We start from the raw sequence: 23,595 nt of genomic DNA, 5'->3' as shown, positions 1-23,595 counted from the left end.
TAAAGGCTTACTAAAAATCGGTAAGCCTTTAATTTTGTATAACCGTTTCGTATTTAAAATAGTCTTTATCTATTCTTATAATACCGGACCATAGATTATTACAAAAAACGCATATTTTTTGTGTATCGTATGAGGTATTTTCATGCGATTTTTTTAAGAATTTATCTCCGTCAAAAAACCAAGTCTCTTTTATTTTTTTACCGTTGTAAAAATCTTTTAAATATTTTTCATCTAAAAAAATTGTAGAAAGTTTTAAGTTTTCGGCTGTCTGCGGAGTGAATTCAAGTGCTTTTTCTATTATTTCGGAAGGTAAAATCTCTTTGAGTTTGTAATTAGTTTCTTTTTGTGCATTAAAGGTCTTTATTTCGGATGCATTGATATCATGTATTTTTATAGAAAAATCATCCAATAGAGAAAAACCTGCGGCATCTTCAAGCTTAAAGCTTCCAACGGCAGTTCTCCGCAAAGCCGAGACATAAGCACAGGTGTGAGCTTTTTTTGCTATATCCCGCACAAGGGAACGTATATAGGTTCCTTTTGAACACTCTATGCTTATATGAGCGTATTTTATCTTTGTATCTGCATTTATGTTTAAAAAATCGCTTTCTGTAAATTCCAGACCGCTTTCGGTAATTATTTTTTTTAAATTTAGTTTATAAATTTCTATTTCCCGCTCTGCAATTTCTATCTTTTCTCCATTGCGTATCCTGTCGGAAGCCCGCTTTCCGTTTATCTTTATTGCAGAAAATTCGGGCGGCCTTTGAAGGCTTTTGTCTAAAAAAGAGGGGATTACTTCCGTTAAGTTTTTATAAGAGGGAAGGGGAGCTTCGGCAATAGTCTCTCCCTCAGGATCGAGGGTGTCGGTTTCTATTCCGAATTCCATCCATGCTTCGTAAGCCTTTTTTTCGGCCGAAATTATATCTGCAAGCCGGGTTAATTTTCCTGTAAGAAGAACCAAAAGGCCGTCGGCAAAAAGATCCAAGGTTCCTGTGTGGCCTACCTTCTTTGTCGAAAGGGCTTTTTTGACAGCCGACATTGAGGCAAAACTGGTTAATCCCGCCTGCTTTGCAAACGGGACTATTAGGTTTTTATTCGGTAAAGTACTCAAGGCTTTCAAGCTTGTTTACCATGTCGATTCCTTCCTTTATACTCTTATCGAATATAAAGCTGAGTTCCGGGCACTGCCTTATATGAAGCTTTTTTGCAAGGCTTGTTCTTATAAAGCCCGATGCATTTTCCAAGCCTCTTACCCCCTGCTTTGTCTTATGTTCATCCAAAAAGCTTGAAACATAGACCTTGGCATAGGCAAGATCGCCTGAAACAATTACCCGGTTTACCGAAAGAAGAGAAGAAACTCTCGGGTCTTTTATTTTACCCGAGCAGATAAGGCTTGAGATTTCTTCCCTTATCTGCTCACCCAATCTTGCAAGCCTAAACTCACTCATTCGTTTCTGTTCCTTCTTCTTTGATTTCGGGAGCCTTGTAGTGCTCGCTGTCGCTCAGTTTTCGGGCAACCTGAATCATCTCGATAATTTCTAACTGGTCATCGACCTGTATATCGTTAAAGTCTTCGATACCTATACCGCATTCAAAGCCTGCTGCAACTTCTTTTGCATCGTCTTTGAACCTCTTCAATGAAGAAAGTTTTCCCGAGTGAACGACTATGCCGTCTCGGATAACGTGGACTGCACAGTTTCTCTTTACGAGGCCTTCAAGAACATAACAGCCTGCAATCTTTCCGATTTTGGGAACCTTAAAGGTGGTTCTAACTTCAACCATACCGATAACCTGTTCCTTAATATCGGGTGAAAGCATTCCTTCCATGGCCATCTGAATTTCTTCAACGGCCTTGTAGATAACCGTGTATTTTCGTATGTCAACCTTTTCCTGATCGGCCAAAAGTTTGGCCTGAGGAGTGGGACGTACATTAAAGCCTATGATAAGAGCGTTCGAGTCTGCGGCGGCAAGCATAACATCGGAGTCGTTGATTGCACCTGCAGAAGCGTGTATTACGTTGAGTCTTATTTCGGGTGTAGAAAGTTTTTCCAAGGATTGCTTTAAGGCTTCTACGGAACCTTGAACATCTCCCTTTATGATGACCTTGAGTTCCAGTATTTCACCGTCATGGATGGTTTCATAGAGGTTATCGAGGGTAACCTTCTTAACGTTTCTTGAATCTTCAAAGCGTTTGAGCTCCTGTCTCTTATCCGAAATCTGGCGGGCAATGCGTTCCGAATCGGTAACTTGGAATGGATCTCCTGCATTGGGCATACCTTCAAGACCGAGAATTTCAACAGGCATACTGGGGGTCGCTTCGTCGATTTTTTCTCCCCTGTCATTGAAGATGGCTCTTACACGGCCCGAATAAATACCTGCAACGTAAGGGTCTCCCGTCCTTAAGGTTCCGCGCTGAACGATGATTGTCGCGACAACGCCTCTTCCGTGGTCGATGCGGGATTCTATAACCTTTCCTTCCGCATTGCATGTATAGTTGGCCTTAAGCTCAAGCACCTCAGCCTGAAGGAGAATCGCATCCAAAAGGTTGTCCAATCCCAATTTTTTTAGAGCCGAGATTTCGACAAACATGGTATCTCCGCCCCATTCTTCGGGCATGAGACCCAATTCGGAAAGTCGGGTCTTTACCTTGTCTATATTTGCCTCGGGCTTATCGACTTTATTTACTGCAACTATTATGGGAACCTTTGCATCGCGTGCGTGGTTGATAGCTTCGATTGTTTGGGGCATAACGCCGTCATCGGCAGCGACAACCAAAACAACTATATCGGTAATTTCGGCTCCTCGTGCGCGCATCATGGTGAAGGCTTCGTGGCCGGGAGTATCGAGGAAGGTAATTTTTCCGCCGTGGGTGTTTACCGTATAAGCACCTATGTGTTGGGTAATGCCTCCGAACTCTCCTGCTATAACATTGGAGCTTCGGATTGCGTCAAGGGTTTTTGTCTTACCGTGGTCAACGTGTCCCATTATGGTTACAACGGGCGGCCTCGGGTTAAGATCCGATAAATCGTCTTCCTTCCTTTCGATAACCGTCTCATCATAAAGGCTTACAATCTTTACGTCGCATTCATATTCCGATGCAAGAATAGTGGCAGTATCGGCATCGATGGACTGATTCATGGTAACCATCATTCCCATGCCCATTAGTTTCCCGATAAGCTCGGAAGCCTTTAGGTTCATCTTTTTGGCCAATTCGGAAACGGAAATCGATTCCATTATCTCTATCTGCTTGGGAATATTATGAATTTTTTCTTTTTGCTTTTTCTTTTGATTTAAGAGGCGCTCTTCAAAAAATTCGTCTTCCTTGTTTTTCTTGTTATATATTTCTTTTTTGGCCTTGTGGGCTTTTTTATTTGTTTGAGCCTTGTTTTTTTCGACAGGTATCGGGGCCGGAGCTCCTCCGGGTCTTGGGCCGCCGAAGCCGGGCCTGTTTTGAGATCTGTCACCCGGTCTGCCCTGCTGTCCGCCCTGACCTGTTCTAAAGCCCTGCTTTTTTCCGTCCGAGTAGGCACGGGCTTGGGCTCCCGAAAAATTGCTTTCACGGCGTCTGCCTTGCCCGCTCTGGCCTTGACCTCCAGATCTTTGCTGGCGGTTTCCCTGACCTCGGTTATTTCTTCGTCCCGAATCGGCAAGGTTTCCGGCTTTTACATTGGGCCGCTTACTTGTAAAATCTATCGATTCTATGGAAGATGATGCCGGCTTTTTTCTTTCAGGCTGCTTTTCGTCTTTTTTTGCAGAGTCGGATATTCGTTTTTCGCTCTGAGCCGCAGGCGTTATGCCTTTTTTGTCTTCCGAACGGTAAACCGGCTTCTTGGTTTCTTCAATTTTTTCATCAGTCTTTTTTTCTTTTTGAAGGGAATCTGAAGGTTTTATACTTTGAGGCGAAACCTTTTTAACCGAAATAACCTGCTTTCCGGATACTTTTCCGGCGCCGGACGATTCTTCGGAAGGAGATTCCGTTTTTTTGGCTTTGCCGGTTGAGTTTTTTGAAACCTTTACAACAAATTTCTTTTTGGAATCGGCCGGTTTGCCGCTTTTTTTGTTGAGAATTACATCAGGTTTATTTGTGTTTTCTATATCCATATTACTCCTACTCTTCGTCCTCGTATTCAAAAGCAAGATCTACTCCGCAATTAGGGCATTTTGTCATGTCGATTGTGATTTTATGACCGCATTCGGGGCATTCAAATTCTTCAGCTTCGCCCTCATCATCCGAAACAGGTTCGCTTTCTTCATTGTTTTCATCTTCATCGTCTTCTACAACTTCAACGGCATTAGCTATAATGTCAAGAAGAGTATCAGCCATCTCTTGGGTCAGACCTTCCAAGGCTCTTATTTCGTCATCTTCCATGTTGATTAAGTCTTGGATGTCTTCTATTTTGTTGTTGTACAATACAGTCAGAATATCTTCGGTAATGCCCGGAAGTTCGGAAACATTTGAAATTTCCTCATATTCTTCCTCTTCTTCATTTGCTTCATCCGTAAATAAGTTTTCGACAGCCTTTCTGGCATCCGTGTAAATATCCATCTGTTTAAACTGCTCTTCGGTTTTTACGTCAATGTTCCAGTCTACAAGACGGTTTGCCAAACGGACATTTAAACCTTGTTTTCCGATTGCCAATGATAATTGCGAATCGGATACTATGGCAAGGGCAAGTCTTTTTTCCGCATCCAAAATCATAACATCCATGACTTCGGCCGGTGAAAGAGCGCTTTTTATGTAGGCTTTAGGATCTTCGGAGTAGGGTAGAATATCTATCTTTTCATCATCCAGTTCTGCAATAACGGCTTGGATTCTGGCTCCCTTTGCTCCGACACATGCTCCTACGGGATCTATGTCATCTCTGTCTGTTGAAACCGATATCTTTGTTCTGTAACCGGGTTCACGTACAATATTGTGAATTTTTACGATTCCGCTTTCGATTTCGGGAACTTCCAATTCCAAAATCTGTTTTACAAATTCGGTATCGGTTCTTGAAAGGATGAGCTGCACTACGTTGGATTGGCGGTGTTTTTTTACCTCTCTGACGAGTGCCTTTATGCGGGATTCTTCTCCTGCTGCAGCATTTCGGCCGAAGTGATCGCGCGGCGATTGGTATTTTTTAGGTAAAAGGCCTTCGACCTTTCCCAAGTCTACATAGATGTTTCCGTTACGCTCTCTGTGATAGTAACCGATGATGATTTCGCCTACCTTTGTGCTGTATTCGGCATAAAGAGAGTCTTTTTGCATTTCTCTTATGCACTGTATGGCTCTTTGCATTCCGACTCTGACCGAGTTGATACCTAAAGTTTTAGGATCGACTTCAACTAAAAGTTCATCGCCTATCTCACAAGCAGGAGCAAGTTTTTTTGCTTCTTCCAAAGCAATATCGAAAACCGGATTTTTTGCTTGTTCCGTTATTATTTTTTTTGAGTATATTTTACCTGTCTCTTCGTTGAACTCGGCATTAGCATCCGTTCCGAATTGTTTTTTATAGGATGCTTTCAGGGCCTGTTCCACAATGTGCAAAACAAAATCGTCATCAATCCCTTTTTCTTGTGCAAATTCCCGAATTGCTTCGATTATTCCTTCAGACATTTCATTAAATCTCCTTAACAAAGCTATATTTATTCTTTTAAAGATTACATCTGGCTTTTTTTATATCCTGATACGGAATTTTGATGTCTTGATTATCAGAATTTAAAATAAGACCTTCAGAATTTACTTCTTTTATAATTCCGTGCCGCCAATCAGTAATACTATTGTCCCAAATTTCGGCTTGTTCACCGACGAAGGCATAAAACTCAACCGTACGCTTTATAAGGCGGTTTATTCCGGGAGAGCTTACTTCCATGGTAACATCCTGTGATTCCAGTAAGGCTTCAAGGCGCGGCTGAAGACTTCTGTGTACCGAGGTGCAGTCCTTTATACCTACACCATTTTCGGATTTTATAACCGCCTTTACCTGCCATACATCTTTTTTGTGAAGGACATTAAGATCTACAAGTTTAAAGCCCAGTCCTTCGACAAGAGGTTCGCATTCGGCAAAGTACGGAATATCTTTTTTTTGTATGAATTCCACTTCAACCCCCTCTACCTTCTGCATACAAAAAAGGAGCCGTTTGAACGACTCCGAATACATAAGGATAATATATGTTCTAAGGCTGATACTACCATAAAATCGAAATATATTCAATACATACATATAGAAAAATATTAAGTTTTTTTTGTTTTTATATTGAAAATATTAAAAAAAATACTTGTTTTACGCCTTAATACTATTGACAGTAATGGAAAATAGCTTTATAAGGTAATTTATTATTACTATATTTTGGGAGGTCGGCCTAATGGATAGAAAAGACTACATTAGCGATTCTGAGTGGAAACACTTTATGAGTTTTTCAGAAAATCTGGAAACGCCCTGTGTTGTTATCAACCTAAAAACAATCAAAAAAAATTATCAAAAGTTAAGAGAAAATTTCCCATATGCGGATATTTTTTATGCGATTAAGGCAAACCCGCATGAAGAGATTATTACGATGCTGAATGAGATGGGCTCATGTTTTGACATAGCTTCACGTTATGAGCTTGACAAGGTTTTAAAATTAGGCGTAAGCCCTGAAAGGATAAGCTATGGAAACACAATAAAAAAAGCAAAAGATATTGCTTATTTTTATGAAAAGGGTGTCAGAATGTTTGCCACCGATAGTAAGGACGATCTTAAAAATATAGCTCAGTTTGCTCCCGGTTCAAGAGTTTATGTGAGAATTCTCGTTGAAAACACCACCAGTGCCGACTGGCCGCTGTCAAGAAAATTCGGCTGCCATCCCGATATGGCCTACGATCTTTGTATTCAAGCCAGAGATTCAGGCCTTATTCCTTACGGTATTTCTTTCCATGTAGGAAGTCAGCAGAGGGATATCGGTCAGTGGAACGATGCCATTGCAAAAACAAAGTACCTTATGGGTTCTTTGGAAGAAGAAGAAGATATCAAGCTTGAAATGGTAAATATGGGCGGCGGTTTCCCTGCTTCTTATGTTACACCTGCAAACGATTTAAGCGAGTATGCTTCCGAAATCAATAGGTATTTGGATGATGACTTCGGCGATGAACGCCCCCGAATTATTTTGGAACCCGGCCGCTCTCTTGTAGGCGACAGCGGTATCTTGGTAACCGAGGTCGTTATGATTTCGCGCAAGAATAATACAGCCCTTTTCAGATGGGTATATCTTGATACAGGTCTCTTTAACGGACTTATCGAAACGTTGAACGAATCCTTAAAATACCCGATTGTTACCGATAAGGATGATTCATCGAAAAAATGGGGAGAGGTCGTTTTGGCCGGTCCTACATGCGACAGTATGGATATTATGTATGAAGATTATAAATACAGTCTGCCGATAAACTTAAAACCCGGAGACAGAGTATATTTCCTTACAACAGGAGCTTATACATCCAGCTATGCTTCAGTAGAGTTTAACGGCTTTCCGCCAATTAAAACCTACGTAATGAAGTAAACTTAATAAAGGGTCCGGCTTATGATGAAGAACTTTTGTAAATTTACATTTTTGATTGTTTTTGGTATTTTGGTATTTTCTTGTCCCGAGAATAAGGGGCAGGAAGAGAATTCCGAAACTCAAGAAGTAAAAACCAAGACCGATTCTAAGGCTGGACAAATCCTTGAAAATAAGGCCGAAAGTGATGCTCAAGATAAAGCTGAAGAATTATATCAAAAAGCATTAAAAGAGGCTTCAATTCTTTTTGAATTTGAATCCGTAAACAAAAAGATAGGTTTGAGCTTACGGGCCGATGAAAGTATTAAAATTGAAGGTGCGGTTCCTTCAGAAATTCCTATCGACGGTTCAGTTACAGAAATTTTCGTAGCCAAGCCTGTTTTGGCTCTCACAGGCAGGATAAAAGAACTTAAAATCCATGACGCAGAGATTTTAAAAAATATTAAAATAGTAAAAGCCGCAGACTTGAAGCTTTTGGATATATCTTTTTCGGGTATTAAAAATATAGAGTTCTTAAATTGCCCCTCTCTTGAAAATTTGAGCCTTGAGAGCAATAAAGAACTGGATAATGTTGATTTGTCGTCTTTAAAAGGCCTAAAAAAGCTTAATTTGGCTTCGGCAAAAATCAACAAAGTTGATTTTTCCGCCTTTCCTCATCTTGAATATTTGGATATAAGTTCTACACGCTTAAAGTATTTTGATGTTAAAAAGAATGTTGAGCTTAAAGAGCTTTATTGCGAAAATTCCGATTTGAAGACTTTGGATTTGACGAAAAATAAAAAATTGACTCATCTTAATTGCAGAGCCAACAAACTTACAGACTTGATTCTTTTTCAAAATAAAGAACTTAAAAGTTTAGATTGCGGTAAAAATGAGCTGGATAAACTTTTTATAAACGTTAACACTAAGCTTCAAAAGCTTCACTGCGATTCAAATCTTCTAAAAGAATTGGATATTTCTCCTTTAAAAGAAATTGAAGATGTTTATTGCTACCGGAACAAAATAGAGAAAATTATTTTGACTTCAAATGAGAATTTAAAAACTCTCTTTTGCTTTGAAAATATGATCGATGAAAAATCTATGAAAGATCTTTTTGATTCTTTAATAGAAGGTGACGGCTATAATTTTAAAACTCTTGTGGTTTATGCAGAAAAAAATCCCGGCTTGATATATAAGTCTGACAAGTTCTTTGATAAAAATTTTATCCCCACCGAAAAAATGCTTGAGGCCTCTTATTCCAAATTTTGGAACGTATATTTTACTCTTTACGGAATAGAAGATTCGGGAAGTATAATTGACTCCCTTGTTCAGAAAAATAAAAAATAGTGTAATGTTTTACTCTATTGACTGAATCATCTTCTTTATGTAGAATTAAGACATGAAAATTTGGATAAAATATCTTATAGGTTCTGCTTTAGGTATTATAATTGCAGTTCTGACTTCTTCGGATAGTGGTTTTTTTAATTCGGCTGTTGAGTTTGCTTCTAATATTGCTGTTCAATTCGGCCGCTATTCCTTATATCCCGTGTTATTTTTTGGGTTCACCGTAAGTATATCTAAATTACGCGAAAGCCGCTCCTTATTAAAACTTTCGATATATATTGCCGCATTTATTGTTCTGTCGTCCTTATTGGCTGCTCTTTTAGGTTTGCTTTCCATTTCGATAAGTTCACCGCCTAGGATTCCTATTTTTGTGGAAGAAACAAGCGCTGTTGAAAATTTGGGTGTGATGGAGTCTTTTTTACGGCTTCTCCCTTCAAGCGCATTTGAAGCTTTTATGGATGGACTTTATATACTTCCGCTTTGTATTTTTGCAGGCTTCGCGGGAGCCGCCTGTGCAGTGGATAAAAACATATCAAAACCTGTACTTACCCTTTTTGATTCCTTGTCGAGAGTTTCTTATGCTGTTATGGCTTTTTTTGTAGATATGTTCTCGATAGGGCTTATAGCCGTATCTGTGAATTGGTTTATCAAATTTCAAAATATGCTTTCGACCAAATTTTTTACCGGTTTTGTTGTTCTTCTTTTAGTGGATTTTTTTATAATTGCTCTTGTGATTTATCCGGCTATCTTAAAAATAATATGCAGAGATATAAATCCTTACAAGATACTTTATGCTTCGATAGCACCTGTTTGTGCAGCCTTTTTTTCCGGAGATACCAATTTAACCTTGCCAATTTTGCTGCGCCACTCTAATGAGAGTCTGGGGGTAAGGCGGAGAATATCTTCAGTTTCGCTGCCTGTTTTTTCGGTTTTCGGAAGAGCAGGGAGTGCAATGGTTGTTACAATAAGTTTTATTGTGATTTTAAAATCCTATTCCAGTTTGGGTATAAGTTTAGAAGATAGATTTTGGCTTGTAGGTGTTTCAACCCTTTTTTCATTTTTCTTAGGCCGCTTTCCCATAACGGGAACCTATGTTTCCCTTGTTGCCGTTTGTGCGATATACGGACGCGGTTTTGAATCGGGCTTTTTAATTTTGCGTCCTGCCGCTTTTTTTATAGGCGCTGTTGCTGCTGCAATTGATGCCTTAACCGCCATGGTCGGAACCTATATAATAGGCCATTTGTCCAAGATGACGAATACACGAAACTTAAGATTCTTTATATAAAGAATTTTTAAATAGTTTAATACTGCTTAAAAGGAAGAGAGAAATGAACTGTATTTTTTTGGGCCCTCCGGGCGCAGGAAAGGGAACCTTAGCTTTTGAGGTTTCAAAGTCGTATAAGATCCCGCATATTTCGACAGGAGATCTTTTTAGAGCTGCAATAAAGGATCAAACCGACTTGGGAAAAAAGGTTAAGGCCGTAATAGATTCCGGGGCTTTGGTAAGTGATGATCTTACAATCGCTCTTGTAAAGGAAAGATTAGAAAAAGATGATACCAAAAACGGTTTCATCCTTGACGGTTTTCCGCGCACCATAGCTCAAGCAGATGCTTTAGAGCATATTGCAAAGATAGATTCTGTTGTAAACTTCGACATAAGCGATGATGAAGTTATCAAACGGCTTTCAGGAAGGCGCGTTTGCTCCTCATGCGGTCAAAGTTTTCACATAGAATTCGTAAAACCCAAAAAAGAAGGCGTTTGTGACTCATGTGCAGGCGATCTGATTACCCGTCCTGATGATAAAGTTGAAGCCATCCAAAAGCGGCTTGAAACTTACCGAGACCAAACAGCCCCGCTTATAGATTATTATGCAAAAAAAAAATTAATAGTAGATATAGATGCCCGCCCGGCAACGGACAAAGTATTGGCATCTTTTGAAGAGAAGTTTCCGCATTAAGTACAAAGTGCGAGTGACGAAGTGCAAAGTGCGAACGGCGGCTGCAGAATGTCGAACTTCGTTTTTTGAACTTCGACATTCACACTTTCCTTCATTCGCACTTTGTCATTCCTAACGGAAAACTTATGATTAGTTTACACTTAAGAGTTTAGATGTGCTCAAACCTTGCAGTAAAGAAGCGGAGCTGCTTGGGTTCGTAAACGAACTTTAAGCCCTTGATAACTTCTTTGTGATTATAAAGTTTGATAACCGCGTCTGCTACAATGTCCATGTGTTTATAGGTGTAAACACGGCGGGGGATTGTCAAGCGGACGGTTTCAAGTTTGGGTACGTGGTTTTCCCTTGTTTTGGGGTCGCGTCCTGCAGAAACAATTCCGCGCTCCATACTGCGTACACCTGATTCGATGTAAAGTTCTGCCGCCAATGCCTGTGCGGGGAAGTCGGTTTGCTTGAGGTGGGGGCAAAAGCGTCTTGCGTCGAGGAAGACGGCGTGTCCGCCTACGGGCTCGATAATGGGTACTCCCGCTTCAAGAAGTTTTTCTCCCAAGTAGCGTACCTGCTTAATTCGGTGTTCGATGTATTCGAACTGCAAGGCTTCTTTTAAACCGATTGCCATAGCTTCCATATCGCGTCCTGCCATTCCGCCGTAGGAGGGCATACCCTCAAATACTACAACGAATTCTTTTGCAGCCTGGAAAAGCTCTTCATCGTTCATGCAGAGGAAGCCTCCGATGTTTACGATACAGTCTTTTTTACCGCTCATGGTGCAGCCGTCGGCATAGCTGAACATTTCTTTTACTATTTCTTTTATGGTTTTATTTTCGTAGCCTGCTTCCTGTTCTTTTATGAAGTATGCGTTTTCTACACAGCGGGTTGCGTCATAGAAAACTTTTATACCGTGCTTTTTGGTAAGCTCGCGCACTTCTTTCATGTTTTTCATGGAAACGGGCTGACCGCCTGCAAGGTTTACGGTAACAGCCAAACATACATAGGCTATATTTTCGGCTCCTTTTTCGTTTATAAGTTTTTCAAGTTTATTGAGGTCGATGTCTCCCTTAAAAGGAACATTTTTGCCTGCATCATGGGCATCGTCTTTGATTATGTCTACGAAGATTCCGCCGTTTGCTTCCTGATGGTAGCGGGTGGTGGTAAAGTACATGTTGCCGGGTACATATTGACCGGGTTTAATTGCTATTCTTGAAAGAAGGTTTTCGGCACCACGCCCTTGATGGGTCGGTACAAGATGCTTAAAACCGAAAATGTCCTGAACGGTTTCTTCCAAGTGATGAAAGTTGCGGCTTCCGGCGTAAGCTTCATCTCCTATCATCATTCCGCCCCACTGCTTATCGCTCATGGCGTTTGTTCCCGAGTCGGTAAGAAGGTCAATGTAAACATCTTCCGAGTTAATCAGAAAGGTGTTGTAGCCGGCTTCTTTGGCAACCTTTGCCCTCTGCTCCTTATCAATCATCTTAACAGTTTCTACAACCTTAATTCTAAAAGGTTCCGCAGGATAGTTTTTAATATCCATAAATTCCTCCAACTGTGAAAATTCCACAGAAAATGATATATGGGAAAATCTTCCCGTGCATAATATTAACATAAAGATAAGGTATTGTCTAGTTATTATAGATGTGGTATAAATATCTTATGAAGTTAAAAAACTGCCGGGCTGCTTTAATTCTTATTTTCCTTTTTACCGTTTATAATGAAATTGAGGCAGAAGAAGAGACCTCTTCAAGTACGGTACTGGAGGAAGCAAAAAACTACTTTTCGGATATAAATTGGACGGTACCGGGGAGTATTCAGCCTTCTCCCATGCCCGAACCTTTTATATTGGAAGAGGCACAAACAGATAATCTCAGCTCTTACGGTGACACCGATTTACAGGAAAGTTTATTCCCTTCTTTGGAGGGGCTTGGGGTATTGGATTATACAGGTATCGAAAAATCCGTATTGAATTTTTTAGATAAATTGGTTTTGCAATTTAAGGAAAATAAGGTGTCCTTCGATATCTGTTCAAAAGAGAAACCTTTTTTACCTTATCTTATAAATTACCGGCTTGAATCTTTTAAACCGGTAGTTTCGGTTTTTTACGGACGCCCCGAAAATAAGGCAGATCAAAAGGTAAAGACTCTATTTAAGTGTAATATAAGGGGCGGCGAAAAAATATTTTATATTATTTTTGAAGTAACTATTATTTTGATTGACGAAAAATGGTATATAGATTCTTTTGATGTTATCGGAGATGAGAATGAACAAGGCGCTCAATAGGATCGAGTATGAATATATTTCGGATACCCTTATAAGAGAAAAACCTCCTCTAAACCTTTTATGCAAAAATAATTTTGTAAAGTTGGATCCTTTTTTTTATAAAATTATAGGGGAATATATTTTTTTTAAGGCTGAAGGAATGGAGCTCAATGATGATATAAAGGTTTTTTTTAATCATCGCAAAAGACCTCTTTACTTTTTCAGCAAGGTCGAAAAAAAAGACGATATTTTGGTTTTTAAGCTTTCCGATAAATTTTATAAATATGATGATGAACTTAAAAACTGTAAAATTTTATTGCGGAATTCGAACGGGTTTAAACTAAAAGCGGATATTTCAAAGGATTTTCCGCTTAGTTTTCCTTATCCCCCCATAGTTGATGATGAAGAAAGTGAAAAATTTGCCGAACTTCGCTCCAAGGTTTCTGCTTTAATGAAGATGGATGCAGAAAAAATACCTGATGCCTTTTTTTATCGTCTTTATGACATATCCATAAAAAACAATGCTCCCGAATTTTCGCCCTGCCTTTTATATATTGATGCAGAGTTTATCCTTATTTTTTGTACGGAAGAAAAAAGCAAGCCTATTTCGGTTCAAGTGTCGGCTCAAACCGAGATTGGCTTCAGCTGCAGAAATGTCGATTTTTTATCGGTATTTTCTTTTTTCTTGCCTGTAATGCATTCCAATCAGGCAGGAGAAAGATGCGGCATCCTCTGCCTTTCAATCAAAAACATCCAGGAAGAAGATAAACGCTTTTTGCATGAAAAAGCTCATTCAAGTAAATACGGATATCCTAAAAATGAGCTTTAGCGGTAAATTTAATTATATCGAAATACCGTACTTTTTTTGAGGGTATTTTTTTAACATTGCAACGCCGTTTTTTTTCTTGTTAAAGATAAAACCGCCGTCCCAATATTCTAACGCCGCAAAAAGAGCATTTCCTCCGTCATAGTCATCGCTTCTGGCTGTTCTAAAAGAAACATACGAGCCGAGATTTGCAAAATCTTGCTTGTGGAGACATTCCAAGCGTTTTCTGTTAAATTCATTCCATTTGTCTATTTCTTTAAAACCTTCGCCTTCATCTTCGACTATTAAATGAGCATGAGTAGAGCTGAATTCGTACCATACTTTTACTTTTTTTGCCGGGTTACATCTGTTTCCGTGCTTTACGGCATTTTTAATAATTTCGCTTATTTGCTGTTCCAATAAGTTTATCCCTTTTATTTCTAAGGGGGCCGATTGTACTATCAAAAGAGTAAAATATCTGATCTGTCTGAAATCAGAAGGGAATTCTTTATATAACATTCCTGTCTTATCGAATAAGGGGTTTTTTTCATCTACTTTAAGTTCTTTTATAGAAGTCATATTTTCATCCTCCGTTTTAGCTTTCCATTTTTTGTAATGCTTCTTCCAAACTATTCGTTATGGGAAAATATCCCATCAATTTGGTAAGTTCTATAACCTTTTTCACGGAGCCGTGAATATTGGTTATAAAGAGCCTTAAATTCATTTTTTTGACGGTAGAGCAGATATAGATCAACGCTCCGATGCCTGAAGAATCTATGTAATCTACATCTTCAAGATTTATAATCATACATTTGATTTGACGTTCAATCATCTTCATAACAAGCTCTTTTAGTCTGTATGAATTGTATAGGTCCATTTCACCGCTTACGTCAATAATGTAAACTTCTTTGTTTTTTCGGATTTTCAGTTCCATAACAATCTCCTTAACAACCTCGATTTATCTAGCCTTAATAATCAACAATGTGCGATCATCATGAGTCGGGGCTTTTCCTATAAACGAAATCATATCATTTTTTATCTTAGTTACTATTTCCTTTGAAGGTTTTGAATGATTATCGGCTATTAACTGAGCCAGTCTTGTCGTTCCGTATTGTTCTCCGGAGGCATTAAGACTTTCGATAACTCCATCCGTATATAATGCGGCTGCATCTCCTTCCTGCAAAGGAATCTTTATACTTTTATATATTGAACGGACGTCTATACCTATAGGATCCGTTTTTTGCTGAAATAATTCTATCTTGTTTTGTTGTTTTTTCCATACCATCATCGCCTGATTCCCGGCGCCTATAAATTCCATTGTTTTGCTTTTGGGTTCATAGGATAAAAGAGAAATACTTGCAAAGTGGTCTATATCGATTTTTCCTGTAATACCCTTGTTGAGCCAGTCCAAAATGGATTCGGTGTTTTGGTCGGTGTTTGTTATAAGGTAAAGTATTGCTCTTATCATAATCATGATAATGGCCGATTGAATGCTTTTTCCTGCAACGTCTGCAAGAACTATAAATATTCTTTTTTGTTGAACGATTACGTCATAGTAGTCGCTGCATATTCCCCTCTCCTGCAAAAAATATTCTCCGATTTCCAATCCGGGAATTTTTTTTAGGTTTTTCGGTAAAAGAATCTTTTGTATTTTGGCAACCGTATCGGTTATGTTTTCGATTTCGGCATGTTCCGCGGCTTCGGTCATACTGAGGTTTAAGTTTATGATTTCTGCAGCAAAACCCGATAAATCTTCTCCTATTCTTACTTCGTTTTCGGAAAAAGGAGTTCTGTTCGGTCTTCGGGATACGGCTGCAAGGCCTACAACTACAGTATTTACTATCAAAGGAAAAAATATGAGGCTTCCGTGCTGCAAGAATTTTTCGTTTCCGTTATCGGGAAGTAAAGAGCTGTCTTTTCCGCTGCCGATAACCAAAGTTTTTCCGCTTGAGGCAACTTCGGTAAATATCGATTCCCCCATTTCAAAGCGGGCGTGTTTAAAATTGGAAAAAACATATTCTTCTTTGCGTGCAAGGTCGTCAGGCAGCTTATATGGCGGCGGAAAGGAACCTGTAAGGGCTTTTACGGCTAAAACTTCTTCAAAGTTTTGTACTGCAAGTACTGCCGCTCCATCTGCCGTTAATTCCGTCAAAAAAGATTCCGCAATATATGAAAACATATCGGATGAAATATCTTTTTTCCCGGCTATGAGACTGTTTGTTTTTTGAAGTAAAAAGCGTGCCGTGCTTATAAGTTTACGTGCCCTTAAAGACTCTTCCGAAGGCAGGTTTTTGAGTTCTTGAATATATTCTGCATTTGCTTTTTCTTTTTTTTGCTTATCGACTTGTTCTTTTAAATAAGTTCTTTCGGATAAAATCATATAAACCGTAAAAACAACAACAACCAAAGACAAGCCTATGTTTAAAACAAGATAACTTTCAAACACCGCTGAAGCTGCGGCACTTATGCTTATTATAAATGCCGATATAACGGTAGAGTAAGTCAATAACACAAAAGGCCCGGACATCCTGCCGGCCTTTTTTTTGTTTATAGCCGTCATCCTTATGAGAAGTAGGAACAATAAAATAGTCAAAACCGAAAGAGTAATTAATGCGTAAAAATCAAGAGAATCAATTTCTTTCATTGTAGTAATTCTATCATCTATAGGAAATATCGTCAAGATTTATTTTGAAAATAATGGTAACAATTTGTAAATTTTAGGGGACCTCTAAAATATGTCTGCTGTAAGCATTGATAATTTCGGTGTCTCCATGTTTGGAACTTCGGCTTTGTTGAGGATCGTATATGTGTACATGACCGTGGATGAGGTATTTCGGCTTAAAAAAATGTATAAACTTGGTAAAACACTCAAAACATTCCTGCTTATTTTCTTCTTTTTGTTCATCGATGAAGGGCGGACTATGAGTAACCAAAATGTCTAAATATCTTCCGTACTTTATTTTGTTTAGCAGCAGTTTAGGAATCATTTTTGAAAGTTTTCTTTTCATTTGTTTTTCGGTAAATTGATTTTTTCCGTCATTGCGTTTTTTTGCTCCCGAAATGCCGGCGATTATCATATTTTGATGTTTACAGCTTTTAAAACCTATATAGGTGCCCTTGTTGCTTTTTCTGTTGTTTCCTTTGGGAAATATATTTATTTCTCCTTCTTTAGATTTTTCTGCCATTTCGGGATGATAATGGGTTAGGGCTTTTAAATGGTGACTGCCGAAAACAAAATACAGGGGTTTGTCTAAGGAACTTTGTACAAAGTCGAGGTACTCTATAGGTAAGTCTCCTGCCGATATTACAAATTCCACATCTCCATATTTTTCTTTTATGTTTTTGCTGTAAATAACGGGGTCAATTTGATCCGAAATACATAGAATTTTTTTCATTATTTTTTCCTAAAATGTAAATTTTACTTTTTCAACTATCTTTTCAAGTTTTTGCCTGTCAATAAGGTTAAAAGGTCTATTCTCTGCAAATTTTATTGCATCAGGTGAAAAATTCCCCGAAGTAATAATATGAGATGTAACTATGGCTTGTTTTTTCATTTCTTCATGTACAGATCTTAAAAAGGTCTCGGTTATTGTGTGCCCGTCCCTCGAAAAAATCAAAAGCTGAGGTTTTGTTCTCGTATTAAGCCATTGTTCAGAGCCCTTTTCGACTCCCAGTATGGTGCAGCCTATTTTGGTTTCTTTTAAGGCTTGAACCGGATAGTCAAAATATTGTTCGGTAATATCTCTGCACATTTTAAAAAATTCTTCTTTGATGAGGGTTAAGTACTCTTTCATGTGATCATTGGTGCGTAAATCCGAATATTCGGCAAGTTTTTGGGCTGTATCTCTAAATTTGGGGTTTACCGCACTTATGGCTTCCCATTGTTCTATTGCCTTATCTATATTTCTTTGTTTTTCGCAGCATTCAGCCAAAAGGTATCTTGAATACAGGACTTCCGGAGCTGAGGGCTGTTTTGAAGATTTTATCGCACGAGTGAATTCGAATTCGGCTTTTTCAAGGCTGTTTGTTTCCAAATAGCAGCAGCCTCTTTCAAAAAAGCATTTTGTTCTAATTTCCTGTTTTCTTGCCGCTTTTTCGAGGGCTGCAAGGGCTTGAGCATAGTTTTTTTTGCTTTTTAAAATTCTTCCATGATAATAGAGAGTTTCGCTGTTATCCGGAGCCAATTTTAAGGCAGTTGCAATGGCTTTTTCGGCTTCAGGAATCTGATTGACCTTAAAAAGCAAGAGACCCAAGGATGCATAGGCTTCAGCAAATCGGGAATCGACTTCGATGGTTTTTTGAAAATAAGCTATAGCCTGATCGGTCATATTTTTATTTTCGTAAATTTGCCCTGCCTGAAAATAATGTTTAGGATTTTTAGGATCTCTTTTATTTAAAAGCATAAATTCCTTTAAAGCTTCATCCGGCTGCTGGAATTTTAAATATAAATCTGCTATAATAGTTCTGAACTCGATTTCGGTTGCAGGATTGTTAAATACGGCTGTCTTGTTTAAGGTTTTAAACTCGATAAATGCAAGGTCGGTCTTTTTGTCTGCAAGATAGGCCTTTCCCAAGAGGTATCTGGCTTCAGAATCTCTGGGATTTTTTGAAAGAATTGATTTTGCATCTTTTATGGCTGCTCCGTATTTTCCTGCTTTTAAATTTTTTTCGATTCTTGATCTTTTTTTGGGAAAAAGAATCGATTTTAGTAAAAAAATAATAAGAAAAATAAGGCAGGCACTTATAGCTGCAATCAAAATAATCATTAATGAAGACATACCTATATGGTATAGTTTTTGGGAGGGAATGTCAAATATGAAAACGCATTTTTGCCGATTAAAATTCAAAAAAAGCATTTTTTTTGCCGTTTTTTTATCTTTTTTTTCGCTGCTTTTTGCCGTTGACTATTTTGAAGAAGGCAAGAAACTTTTGTTCGAAGATAAGCCCCAAGAAGCTGTTTCAGCTCTGTTTAAGGCAATTCAGGAACCCGGAACGCCCAAATCGGTTTATCTTTATCTCGGAGTAGCCTATCTGAGGATAGGAAAATACAACGATTCTTTAACTTATCTTTCTCAAGGTAAGGATAAGGATATTCTTAACGGACATTTATATCATTACAATATAGGAAATGTGTATTTTTTGCAAAATCAGTTTGATGCTTCCGAGTCGGCTTACAGTGAGGCGATTTCTTCAAACGGTCTTTATGCTCCGGCCTTTTTAAACAGGGCTAATGCACGTATAAAGCTGGAAAGACTTGAGGGTGCTTTACAAGATTATAAAATTTATTTAAACTTAAACCCCGGAACGCTTCAAAGATCTTCAATAGAAAAAATGATATCTCTTTTGGAAAATATTGCCGAAGAAGCTGCGAGAGCAAGGGCTTTGGCAGAAGCGAAAAAAGCTGCAGAAGAAGCGGAACGCTTGGCAGCTGAAGAGAGATATAAAAAGCTCATGGATGATGTAAATTCCAATCTTTCATCGGTTGATAATGCAGATGCCATATCGGCAGGAGCTGACGATACAATAGATTATTCGGAGGAAAACGAACTTGACTGATTTTCAAAAATTTTTAATAGGTACTTTAGCCGGCATCTTGTTGGCTGTCTTAGTTGTAGGCGGAATTTTATTTTTCACTAACCGTAAAACCGATACCGCCGATACGGAAACAATCGCAAAAATTGAGGCTGAAAAAGAAGAGCTCGCCCGTCTTCAAGAAAAAAGAGCTAAGATAGAAGCCGAGATTGAAGAAGCCGAAAAAGAAAGAGAAAAAGAACTTGCTCTTTTAGAAGCTGAAAATATTAAGCAGGCCGAAGCGCTTAACAAAGACCTTTCGGTTAATTCCAATTCTTCTAAAAAAGAAAAAGAAGCAGCCGAAGCCGAAAAGAAAAGAAAGGCTGAAGAGGCTTTAAGGCGGGCTGAAGAAGCTAAAAAACGCCAAGAAGAGCTGATTAGACAGCAAAAAGCCTTAAAAGAGGCCGAAGCAAAGAAAAAAGCCGAAATAGATGAAAAAAATAGAATTGCTGCCGAAAAAGCCGAAGCAGAGCGCAAAGCAAAGGCCGAGCGGGAACGCAAGGCTAAAGAGGATGCCGACCGTAAAGCAAGACTGGCTGCAGAAAAAAAGGCAAAAGATGAATCTGCAAGAAAAGCTGCCGATGCCGAAAAAAAGAGGCTTGAAGAAGAAAGAAAGAAAAAGGCTGCCTTAGATGCCCAAAAAGCTGCAGAAGCCGAAAGACTCGCAAAGCAAAATGCCGATGCAAAAACCAGAGCTCAAATGGAAGAAGTAGGCCGGCTTGTTTCTGAAGGTATTAACTTTTTAAATAACGGAAACCTTAACTCCGCCCTCAGCGCATTTTCGAAAGCCTCGGCTAAAATGCCCGATTCCGAAGTTTTATTCAGTGCAAAAAAATATTTGGATATGGCTTCGGCCTTAAATGACTATGCTGCAAAAAGGGAAGGTGCGGGAGATGCCGAAAGAGCTCTTTCGGATGCCGACTCATACATAAAAAAATCCGTCAATGCCGATGGCCAAAATGCAAAGGCTCATTACGTTTATTCGCAGATCGCCGATGCACAAAAACAGCCTCAGGTCGCCTTTGTTGAGCTGGAAAAAGCTCAAAGTTTAGATCCCGATAATTATTTATATAATTACGAGCTGGGAAAAAAATATTACGCCAGAGGGCATTATCAAAAAGCAAAAACATCTTTTGAACGAAGTGTAAAGTCCAATCCGAAATTCGATAGTGCTTTTTTCAATTTGGGAATGGCCTGCAGAAAACTGGGCTCAGAAAATGAAGCTTTTTCGGCTTTTTCTTCGGCAGTAAAAATAAAACCCGACTATGTAAAGGCTTTTTTGGAAATGGCCCGTATACGTAAAGCTCAGAGGAAATTTGATCAAGCTGTAGAAAATTATAAAAAAGCTCTTTCCCATGAACCCGCCAATCTTCCGGCTCTTCGTGAAATGGCTCAAGTTTATGCGGATCTCGGCCAAAATAGTTTAGCCGAGCGCCACTTTAAGGAAGCTATCACGCTGGGAGAAGACGATGCCATAACCTATTATAATTTGGCAACCGTACAGGTCGATCTTGGAAAATACGGCGAGGCTTTGACCAATGCCGGAAAGGCTTATAATTTGAAGCCTGCGGACGCAAGAGTTTTATATACATACGGTTTGACTCTCGAAAGAAACGGAAGAAAAGCCGAGGCCTATGATTATTACGGTCAGGCTGTTTCTGCAAATAAAAACTATGCAAAGCCTAAGATAAATTTGGGACGTATGTATCTGGATGATGGAAAATTCGGTGAAGCTGAAGAAAATCTCTTGGCAGCTTTTAAACTTGAGCCCAATAATTTTGAGGTGAATACCAATTTAGGCAAGCTTTACGGCTTAAAAGGCGAGTATAATAAATCGGTTAACCATTATTCCGGTGCGGTAAAGACTCAGCCTCTTAACATTACAGCAAAACAGAATTTGGCTTCGGCTTATATTTCTGCCGGGCTTAAAGAAAATGCCGTAAGCGTATATGAACAAATCATAAAGGTTGATACAAAAAATTGGGATGCTTATTATGAGCTGGGTAAGCTTTACATAAGTTTGGATAAAAAGGCTGACGCAAAACTTATTTTGGAAAGCGTATTAAATAAAAATCCGAATTATTCCAAAGCCGCAGAAATTCGCTCTATGCTTTCTTCGCTTTAATGTATTTGGCCTATAGTATTTGTCATAAAATTATGTTAAACTTAGGAGTGTTTTTGTTCATATTTATTGCAGTAGGAAGGAGCTCTCATGGCTACAAGTGAAAAGAAACGGATTTTGGAGCTTCCATTAAAGCTTATTTTGACTCAGGAAGGTTCTACATTTTTTATAAAAAGAAATAAAAAACTTCTTAAATTTAAGCTTGCCGGAAATATTGAAGAATACGGTATTTCCCTTGAAAAATTTATGCCTGAAACAATTCAACGTTTGCTTTTAGTAGATTACATATCGAAGATAGAAATATCTAAACCTGAATTCGTTTCTTCACGGCAGGAGGTAATGGATCTTTCAAAGCTGATAGTATATTCCGTACTGTATAAACAATATGACGACTACATATTTAAACAAATCTTAAACTCTCCCGTTATAAAAAAATGGAACCGTCAAAATCCTGCAAGTATAATAGACGAAAAAACACGCATCAACGAAAAATTTTTGGCAAACGTATTACAGCAAAATGAGAACATGATTTATGAGGCAAAGCAGGAAATCGTAAAACCTCTTTTTTCTTTTATAACTAAAAATAATGCTTTGTCTCCTGAAGAAAAAAACATACAGCTTTTTTTGGCTGAAAAGTTTTTAAATATAATGAGACCTTTCACTTGGTTTATTATAACCAAATTCAGAATGCACAAGGATTTTGACCTCATTTTAAAAACGATAAGAACCTCTTTGACCGAGTACATGGATAAAACGAAGATAGCCGAGTACATCGCCCTGATGTTGATGGAACTTATTTTGAGCGCAGAAAACATGAACCTGCGTAAAGAAGCCTTGACCTTGTTTCCTGAACTGGATGACCCGCAAGAAGCTCTGTTTGATCCGGAAATACGCCGCAGGCTCGTTGCAGAGCTTGAGAAGAAAAAAGAACTTGTTTTTGTTTCATGGAAGATTGGAAGCGGCGGAATTGCTTCGATAGGAACGCAGGGAAAACTTCAAATTACTCTTTACAGTAAAAATGAACAGTCTGATGCTGTAAGAGCAAACTTAAATGACTTAAAGATGGCAGATGTCGATAAGAATTCTTTGATCGATTTTTACCGTGCCCTTCCTGAAGGAGCAGAAGACTTGAATTTGGGAATGTATTATATTTCTTATCTAAACGATGCATGCGAAAAAGTAAATGTCCGTTTCGAATCAAGTGCAAACCGCTTTGAAGATACGGATTTAACGGTAATGAATATGTCCTTTATGTTCTAGGGTTTGGGATTATTTTTAATAACGGGATATTAAATGAGCGCAGCCGTAAAAAAACATTTAAAGAAGATTCCGATTTTTTTTATTGCCGTTTTTTTATCTTCATGTTCTTTTAACGGACCTGAAATACCTGAACTTTCGGTTAAAATTTTAAAAATAGAAACGGATAAAAATTCAATTGAAGAAAGGCTTTCCGTTTTTTTACTGTATAAGGATGAAAACGGCCGCAGTGATTATTCTTCGATACAGGTTGTGCATTTAGAATCAGGGTTTACATGGGTTTTGAACAGAGAAAATTCCGCTTTTTTTTCTTCGGCACTGCTTAGAGCTTCAGATGCCGAAAAAATTCTTTGGGCCGGTTCCAACAAAATAGCAGATCCTTTCGGCCGGATTCCGCTGGGCGAGTATTCGGTTATTGCGGAAGACCTGTCCGGAAATAGAGCAATCAAAAAAATCACCATCCGGGATAGTGAAGTTATTTCTTCTCTTCCATTTACATTTAAAATTCAAAATAAAAGATGGAAGATAGAGGCTTCATCCGGGGTAAGGTTTAAAAATTTTTCTCTTATTTTATTGGGAGCCGATAAACAGCCGCTTTTTGCCAAAATTTTGCCCTATCGTTCCGAATACGACGACAGCCTTGAACCTTTGCTTGAAAAATATCCCGACACCCGCTATGTTCAATGTATGGCCCAAAAGGATGGAGCCGATATTGCCTATTTGACAAAGTACCATAGTTTATACTAGTATCAAAGAATGAATAATGATATCGAAAACAGCCGAAATATCGGGTTAAAGCC

21 protein-coding genes are annotated in these 23,595 nt (G+C 38.6%); 10 read left to right on the top strand and 11 right to left on the bottom strand.

All coding sequences use genetic code 11. The features are described from left to right. Nucleotides 1-28: 28 nt before the first annotated feature. From truB to rimP, 5 genes are read right to left on the bottom strand one after another with little or no spacing between them, the layout of a single operon-like run. Complete coding sequence (gene truB, locus E4O01_RS08040) at nucleotides 29-1,108, bottom strand: tRNA pseudouridine(55) synthase TruB (RefSeq protein WP_253691542.1); 1,080 nt, start codon at nucleotides 1,106-1,108, stop codon at nucleotides 29-31. Beyond that, a complete protein-coding gene (gene rbfA, locus E4O01_RS08035) occupies nucleotides 1,089-1,445 on the bottom strand; it encodes a 30S ribosome-binding factor RbfA (RefSeq protein WP_253691540.1) in 357 nt (118 codons plus the stop codon). The genes truB and rbfA overlap by 20 nt, the downstream gene beginning before the upstream one ends. Next, nucleotides 1,438-4,098, bottom strand: coding sequence for a translation initiation factor IF-2 (gene infB / locus E4O01_RS08030; RefSeq protein ID WP_253691538.1), 2,661 nt, complete (start codon nucleotides 4,096-4,098; stop codon nucleotides 1,438-1,440). The genes rbfA and infB overlap by 8 nt, the downstream gene beginning before the upstream one ends. A 7-nt stretch (nucleotides 4,099-4,105) precedes the next feature. Then, a complete protein-coding gene (gene nusA / locus E4O01_RS08025) occupies nucleotides 4,106-5,593 on the bottom strand; it encodes a transcription termination factor NusA (protein WP_253691536.1) in 1,488 nt (495 codons plus the stop codon). 37 nt (nucleotides 5,594-5,630) lie between these two features. Further along, nucleotides 5,631-6,077, bottom strand: a complete 447-nt coding sequence (gene rimP, locus E4O01_RS08020) for a ribosome maturation factor RimP (protein ID WP_253691535.1) — start codon at nucleotides 6,075-6,077, stop codon at nucleotides 5,631-5,633. Nucleotides 6,078-6,342: 265 nt separating this feature from the next. Between rimP and E4O01_RS08015 the strand changes: the two genes are divergently transcribed. Genes E4O01_RS08015 through E4O01_RS08000 form a run of 4 tightly spaced genes read left to right on the top strand, consistent with a single transcriptional unit; the run spans nucleotide 6,343 to nucleotide 10,790 of the window. Next, entirely contained in the window at nucleotides 6,343-7,512 is a 1,170-nt protein-coding gene (locus tag E4O01_RS08015; protein ID WP_253719224.1) for a type III PLP-dependent enzyme, read from the top strand. Between the two features lie 21 nt (nucleotides 7,513-7,533). After that, the gene (locus E4O01_RS08010; RefSeq protein ID WP_253691528.1) at nucleotides 7,534-8,835 is read left to right on the top strand and encodes a leucine-rich repeat domain-containing protein; all 1,302 of its coding nucleotides are present in this window, start codon (nucleotides 7,534-7,536) and stop codon (nucleotides 8,833-8,835) included. Between the two features lie 52 nt (nucleotides 8,836-8,887). After that, nucleotides 8,888-10,117, top strand: a complete 1,230-nt coding sequence (locus tag E4O01_RS08005) for a dicarboxylate/amino acid:cation symporter (protein WP_253691526.1) — start codon at nucleotides 8,888-8,890, stop codon at nucleotides 10,115-10,117. 43 nt (nucleotides 10,118-10,160) lie between these two features. Next, nucleotides 10,161-10,790, top strand: a complete 630-nt coding sequence (locus tag E4O01_RS08000) for an adenylate kinase (protein WP_253691524.1) — start codon at nucleotides 10,161-10,163, stop codon at nucleotides 10,788-10,790. A 148-nt stretch (nucleotides 10,791-10,938) separates the two neighbouring features. Here the strand turns inward: E4O01_RS08000 and E4O01_RS07995 are convergent, their stop codons facing one another. After that, on the bottom strand, nucleotides 10,939-12,318 hold the full coding sequence (locus tag E4O01_RS07995; RefSeq protein WP_253691518.1) for a tyrosine phenol-lyase: 1,380 nt from the start codon (nucleotides 12,316-12,318) through the stop codon (nucleotides 10,939-10,941). A 119-nt stretch (nucleotides 12,319-12,437) separates the two neighbouring features. On the opposite strand from E4O01_RS07995, the gene E4O01_RS07990 reads away from it, so the two are divergent. Both E4O01_RS07990 and E4O01_RS07985 read left to right on the top strand, forming a co-directional pair. After that, a complete protein-coding gene (locus tag E4O01_RS07990; protein WP_253691516.1) occupies nucleotides 12,438-13,061 on the top strand; it encodes a hypothetical protein in 624 nt (207 codons plus the stop codon). Continuing rightward, the gene (locus E4O01_RS07985) at nucleotides 13,042-13,869 is read left to right on the top strand and encodes a hypothetical protein (RefSeq protein ID WP_253691515.1); all 828 of its coding nucleotides are present in this window, start codon (nucleotides 13,042-13,044) and stop codon (nucleotides 13,867-13,869) included. The genes E4O01_RS07990 and E4O01_RS07985 overlap by 20 nt, the downstream gene beginning before the upstream one ends. Before the next feature lie 12 nt (nucleotides 13,870-13,881). Here E4O01_RS07985 and E4O01_RS07980 read toward each other — a convergent pair whose 3' ends face one another. From E4O01_RS07980 to E4O01_RS07960, 5 genes are all read right to left on the bottom strand, one after another. Further along, nucleotides 13,882-14,424 (bottom strand): ATP-binding protein, encoded by a 543-nt coding sequence (locus E4O01_RS07980; protein WP_253691513.1) that lies wholly within the window; start codon nucleotides 14,422-14,424, stop codon nucleotides 13,882-13,884. Nucleotides 14,425-14,440: 16 nt separating this feature from the next. Then, nucleotides 14,441-14,779 (bottom strand): anti-sigma factor antagonist, encoded by a 339-nt coding sequence (locus tag E4O01_RS07975; RefSeq protein ID WP_010696721.1) that lies wholly within the window; start codon nucleotides 14,777-14,779, stop codon nucleotides 14,441-14,443. A gap of 24 nt (nucleotides 14,780-14,803) precedes the next feature. Then, nucleotides 14,804-16,489 carry a GAF domain-containing SpoIIE family protein phosphatase gene (locus E4O01_RS07970; RefSeq protein WP_253691511.1) on the bottom strand — a complete coding sequence of 562 codons (1,686 nt, stop codon included), beginning with the start codon at nucleotides 16,487-16,489 and terminating at the stop codon, nucleotides 14,804-14,806. 73 nt (nucleotides 16,490-16,562) lie between these two features. Next, nucleotides 16,563-17,240, bottom strand: coding sequence for a metallophosphoesterase (locus tag E4O01_RS07965; RefSeq protein WP_253691509.1), 678 nt, complete (start codon nucleotides 17,238-17,240; stop codon nucleotides 16,563-16,565). Between the two features lie 9 nt (nucleotides 17,241-17,249). Beyond that, a complete protein-coding gene (locus tag E4O01_RS07960; RefSeq protein ID WP_253691507.1) occupies nucleotides 17,250-18,623 on the bottom strand; it encodes a tetratricopeptide repeat protein in 1,374 nt (457 codons plus the stop codon). A 37-nt stretch (nucleotides 18,624-18,660) separates the two neighbouring features. Here E4O01_RS07960 and E4O01_RS07955 point away from each other — a divergent pair, with 37 nt between their 5' ends. The 4 genes from E4O01_RS07955 (at nucleotide 18,661) to E4O01_RS07940 (ending at nucleotide 23,542) form a co-directional block, all read left to right on the top strand. Then, nucleotides 18,661-19,401 carry a tetratricopeptide repeat protein gene (locus tag E4O01_RS07955; RefSeq protein WP_253691506.1) on the top strand — a complete coding sequence of 247 codons (741 nt, stop codon included), beginning with the start codon at nucleotides 18,661-18,663 and terminating at the stop codon, nucleotides 19,399-19,401. After that, the gene (locus tag E4O01_RS07950; protein ID WP_253691504.1) at nucleotides 19,394-21,541 is read left to right on the top strand and encodes a tetratricopeptide repeat protein; all 2,148 of its coding nucleotides are present in this window, start codon (nucleotides 19,394-19,396) and stop codon (nucleotides 21,539-21,541) included. The genes E4O01_RS07955 and E4O01_RS07950 overlap by 8 nt, the downstream gene beginning before the upstream one ends. Nucleotides 21,542-21,628: 87 nt before the next feature. Next, nucleotides 21,629-22,798 carry a DUF8084 family protein gene (locus E4O01_RS07945; RefSeq protein ID WP_253691502.1) on the top strand — a complete coding sequence of 390 codons (1,170 nt, stop codon included), beginning with the start codon at nucleotides 21,629-21,631 and terminating at the stop codon, nucleotides 22,796-22,798. 33 nt (nucleotides 22,799-22,831) lie between these two features. After that, nucleotides 22,832-23,542, top strand: coding sequence for a hypothetical protein (locus E4O01_RS07940; protein ID WP_253691500.1), 711 nt, complete (start codon nucleotides 22,832-22,834; stop codon nucleotides 23,540-23,542). Nucleotides 23,543-23,595: the final 53 nt, after the last annotated feature.

This window comes from Treponema sp. OMZ 790 (genome assembly GCF_024181285.1).
Classification (GTDB): domain Bacteria; phylum Spirochaetota; class Spirochaetia; order Treponematales; family Treponemataceae; genus Treponema_B.
Note: the sequence above shows the minus strand (reverse complement) of the source record. Positions and strands in the feature narration are given on the sequence as shown.

Bases quoted from the DNA above. Each gene is read 5' to 3' on its own strand.
- rbfA (WP_253691540.1), bottom strand. From the start codon at position 1,445: ATGAGTGAGTTTAGGCTTGCAAGATTGGGTGAGCAGATAAGGGAAGAA.
- infB (WP_253691538.1), bottom strand. From the start codon at position 4,098: ATGGATATAGAAAACACAAATAAACCTGATGTAATTCTCAACAAAAAA.
- nusA (WP_253691536.1), bottom strand. From the start codon at position 5,593: ATGTCTGAAGGAATAATCGAAGCAATTCGGGAATTTGCACAAGAAAAA.
- E4O01_RS08015 (WP_253719224.1), top strand. From the start codon at position 6,343: ATGGATAGAAAAGACTACATTAGCGATTCTGAGTGGAAACACTTTATG.
- E4O01_RS08010 (WP_253691528.1), top strand. From the start codon at position 7,534: ATGATGAAGAACTTTTGTAAATTTACATTTTTGATTGTTTTTGGTATT.
- E4O01_RS08005 (WP_253691526.1), top strand. From the start codon at position 8,888: ATGAAAATTTGGATAAAATATCTTATAGGTTCTGCTTTAGGTATTATA.
- E4O01_RS08000 (WP_253691524.1), top strand. From the start codon at position 10,161: ATGAACTGTATTTTTTTGGGCCCTCCGGGCGCAGGAAAGGGAACCTTA.
- E4O01_RS07995 (WP_253691518.1), bottom strand. From the start codon at position 12,318: ATGGATATTAAAAACTATCCTGCGGAACCTTTTAGAATTAAGGTTGTA.
- E4O01_RS07990 (WP_253691516.1), top strand. From the start codon at position 12,438: ATGAAGTTAAAAAACTGCCGGGCTGCTTTAATTCTTATTTTCCTTTTT.
- E4O01_RS07985 (WP_253691515.1), top strand. From the start codon at position 13,042: ATGAACAAGGCGCTCAATAGGATCGAGTATGAATATATTTCGGATACC.
- E4O01_RS07980 (WP_253691513.1), bottom strand. From the start codon at position 14,424: ATGACTTCTATAAAAGAACTTAAAGTAGATGAAAAAAACCCCTTATTC.
- E4O01_RS07975 (WP_010696721.1), bottom strand. From the start codon at position 14,779: ATGGAACTGAAAATCCGAAAAAACAAAGAAGTTTACATTATTGACGTA.
- E4O01_RS07970 (WP_253691511.1), bottom strand. From the start codon at position 16,489: ATGAAAGAAATTGATTCTCTTGATTTTTACGCATTAATTACTCTTTCG.
- E4O01_RS07965 (WP_253691509.1), bottom strand. From the start codon at position 17,240: ATGAAAAAAATTCTATGTATTTCGGATCAAATTGACCCCGTTATTTAC.
- E4O01_RS07960 (WP_253691507.1), bottom strand. From the start codon at position 18,623: ATGTCTTCATTAATGATTATTTTGATTGCAGCTATAAGTGCCTGCCTT.
- E4O01_RS07955 (WP_253691506.1), top strand. From the start codon at position 18,661: ATGAAAACGCATTTTTGCCGATTAAAATTCAAAAAAAGCATTTTTTTT.
- E4O01_RS07945 (WP_253691502.1), top strand. From the start codon at position 21,629: ATGGCTACAAGTGAAAAGAAACGGATTTTGGAGCTTCCATTAAAGCTT.
- E4O01_RS07940 (WP_253691500.1), top strand. From the start codon at position 22,832: ATGAGCGCAGCCGTAAAAAAACATTTAAAGAAGATTCCGATTTTTTTT.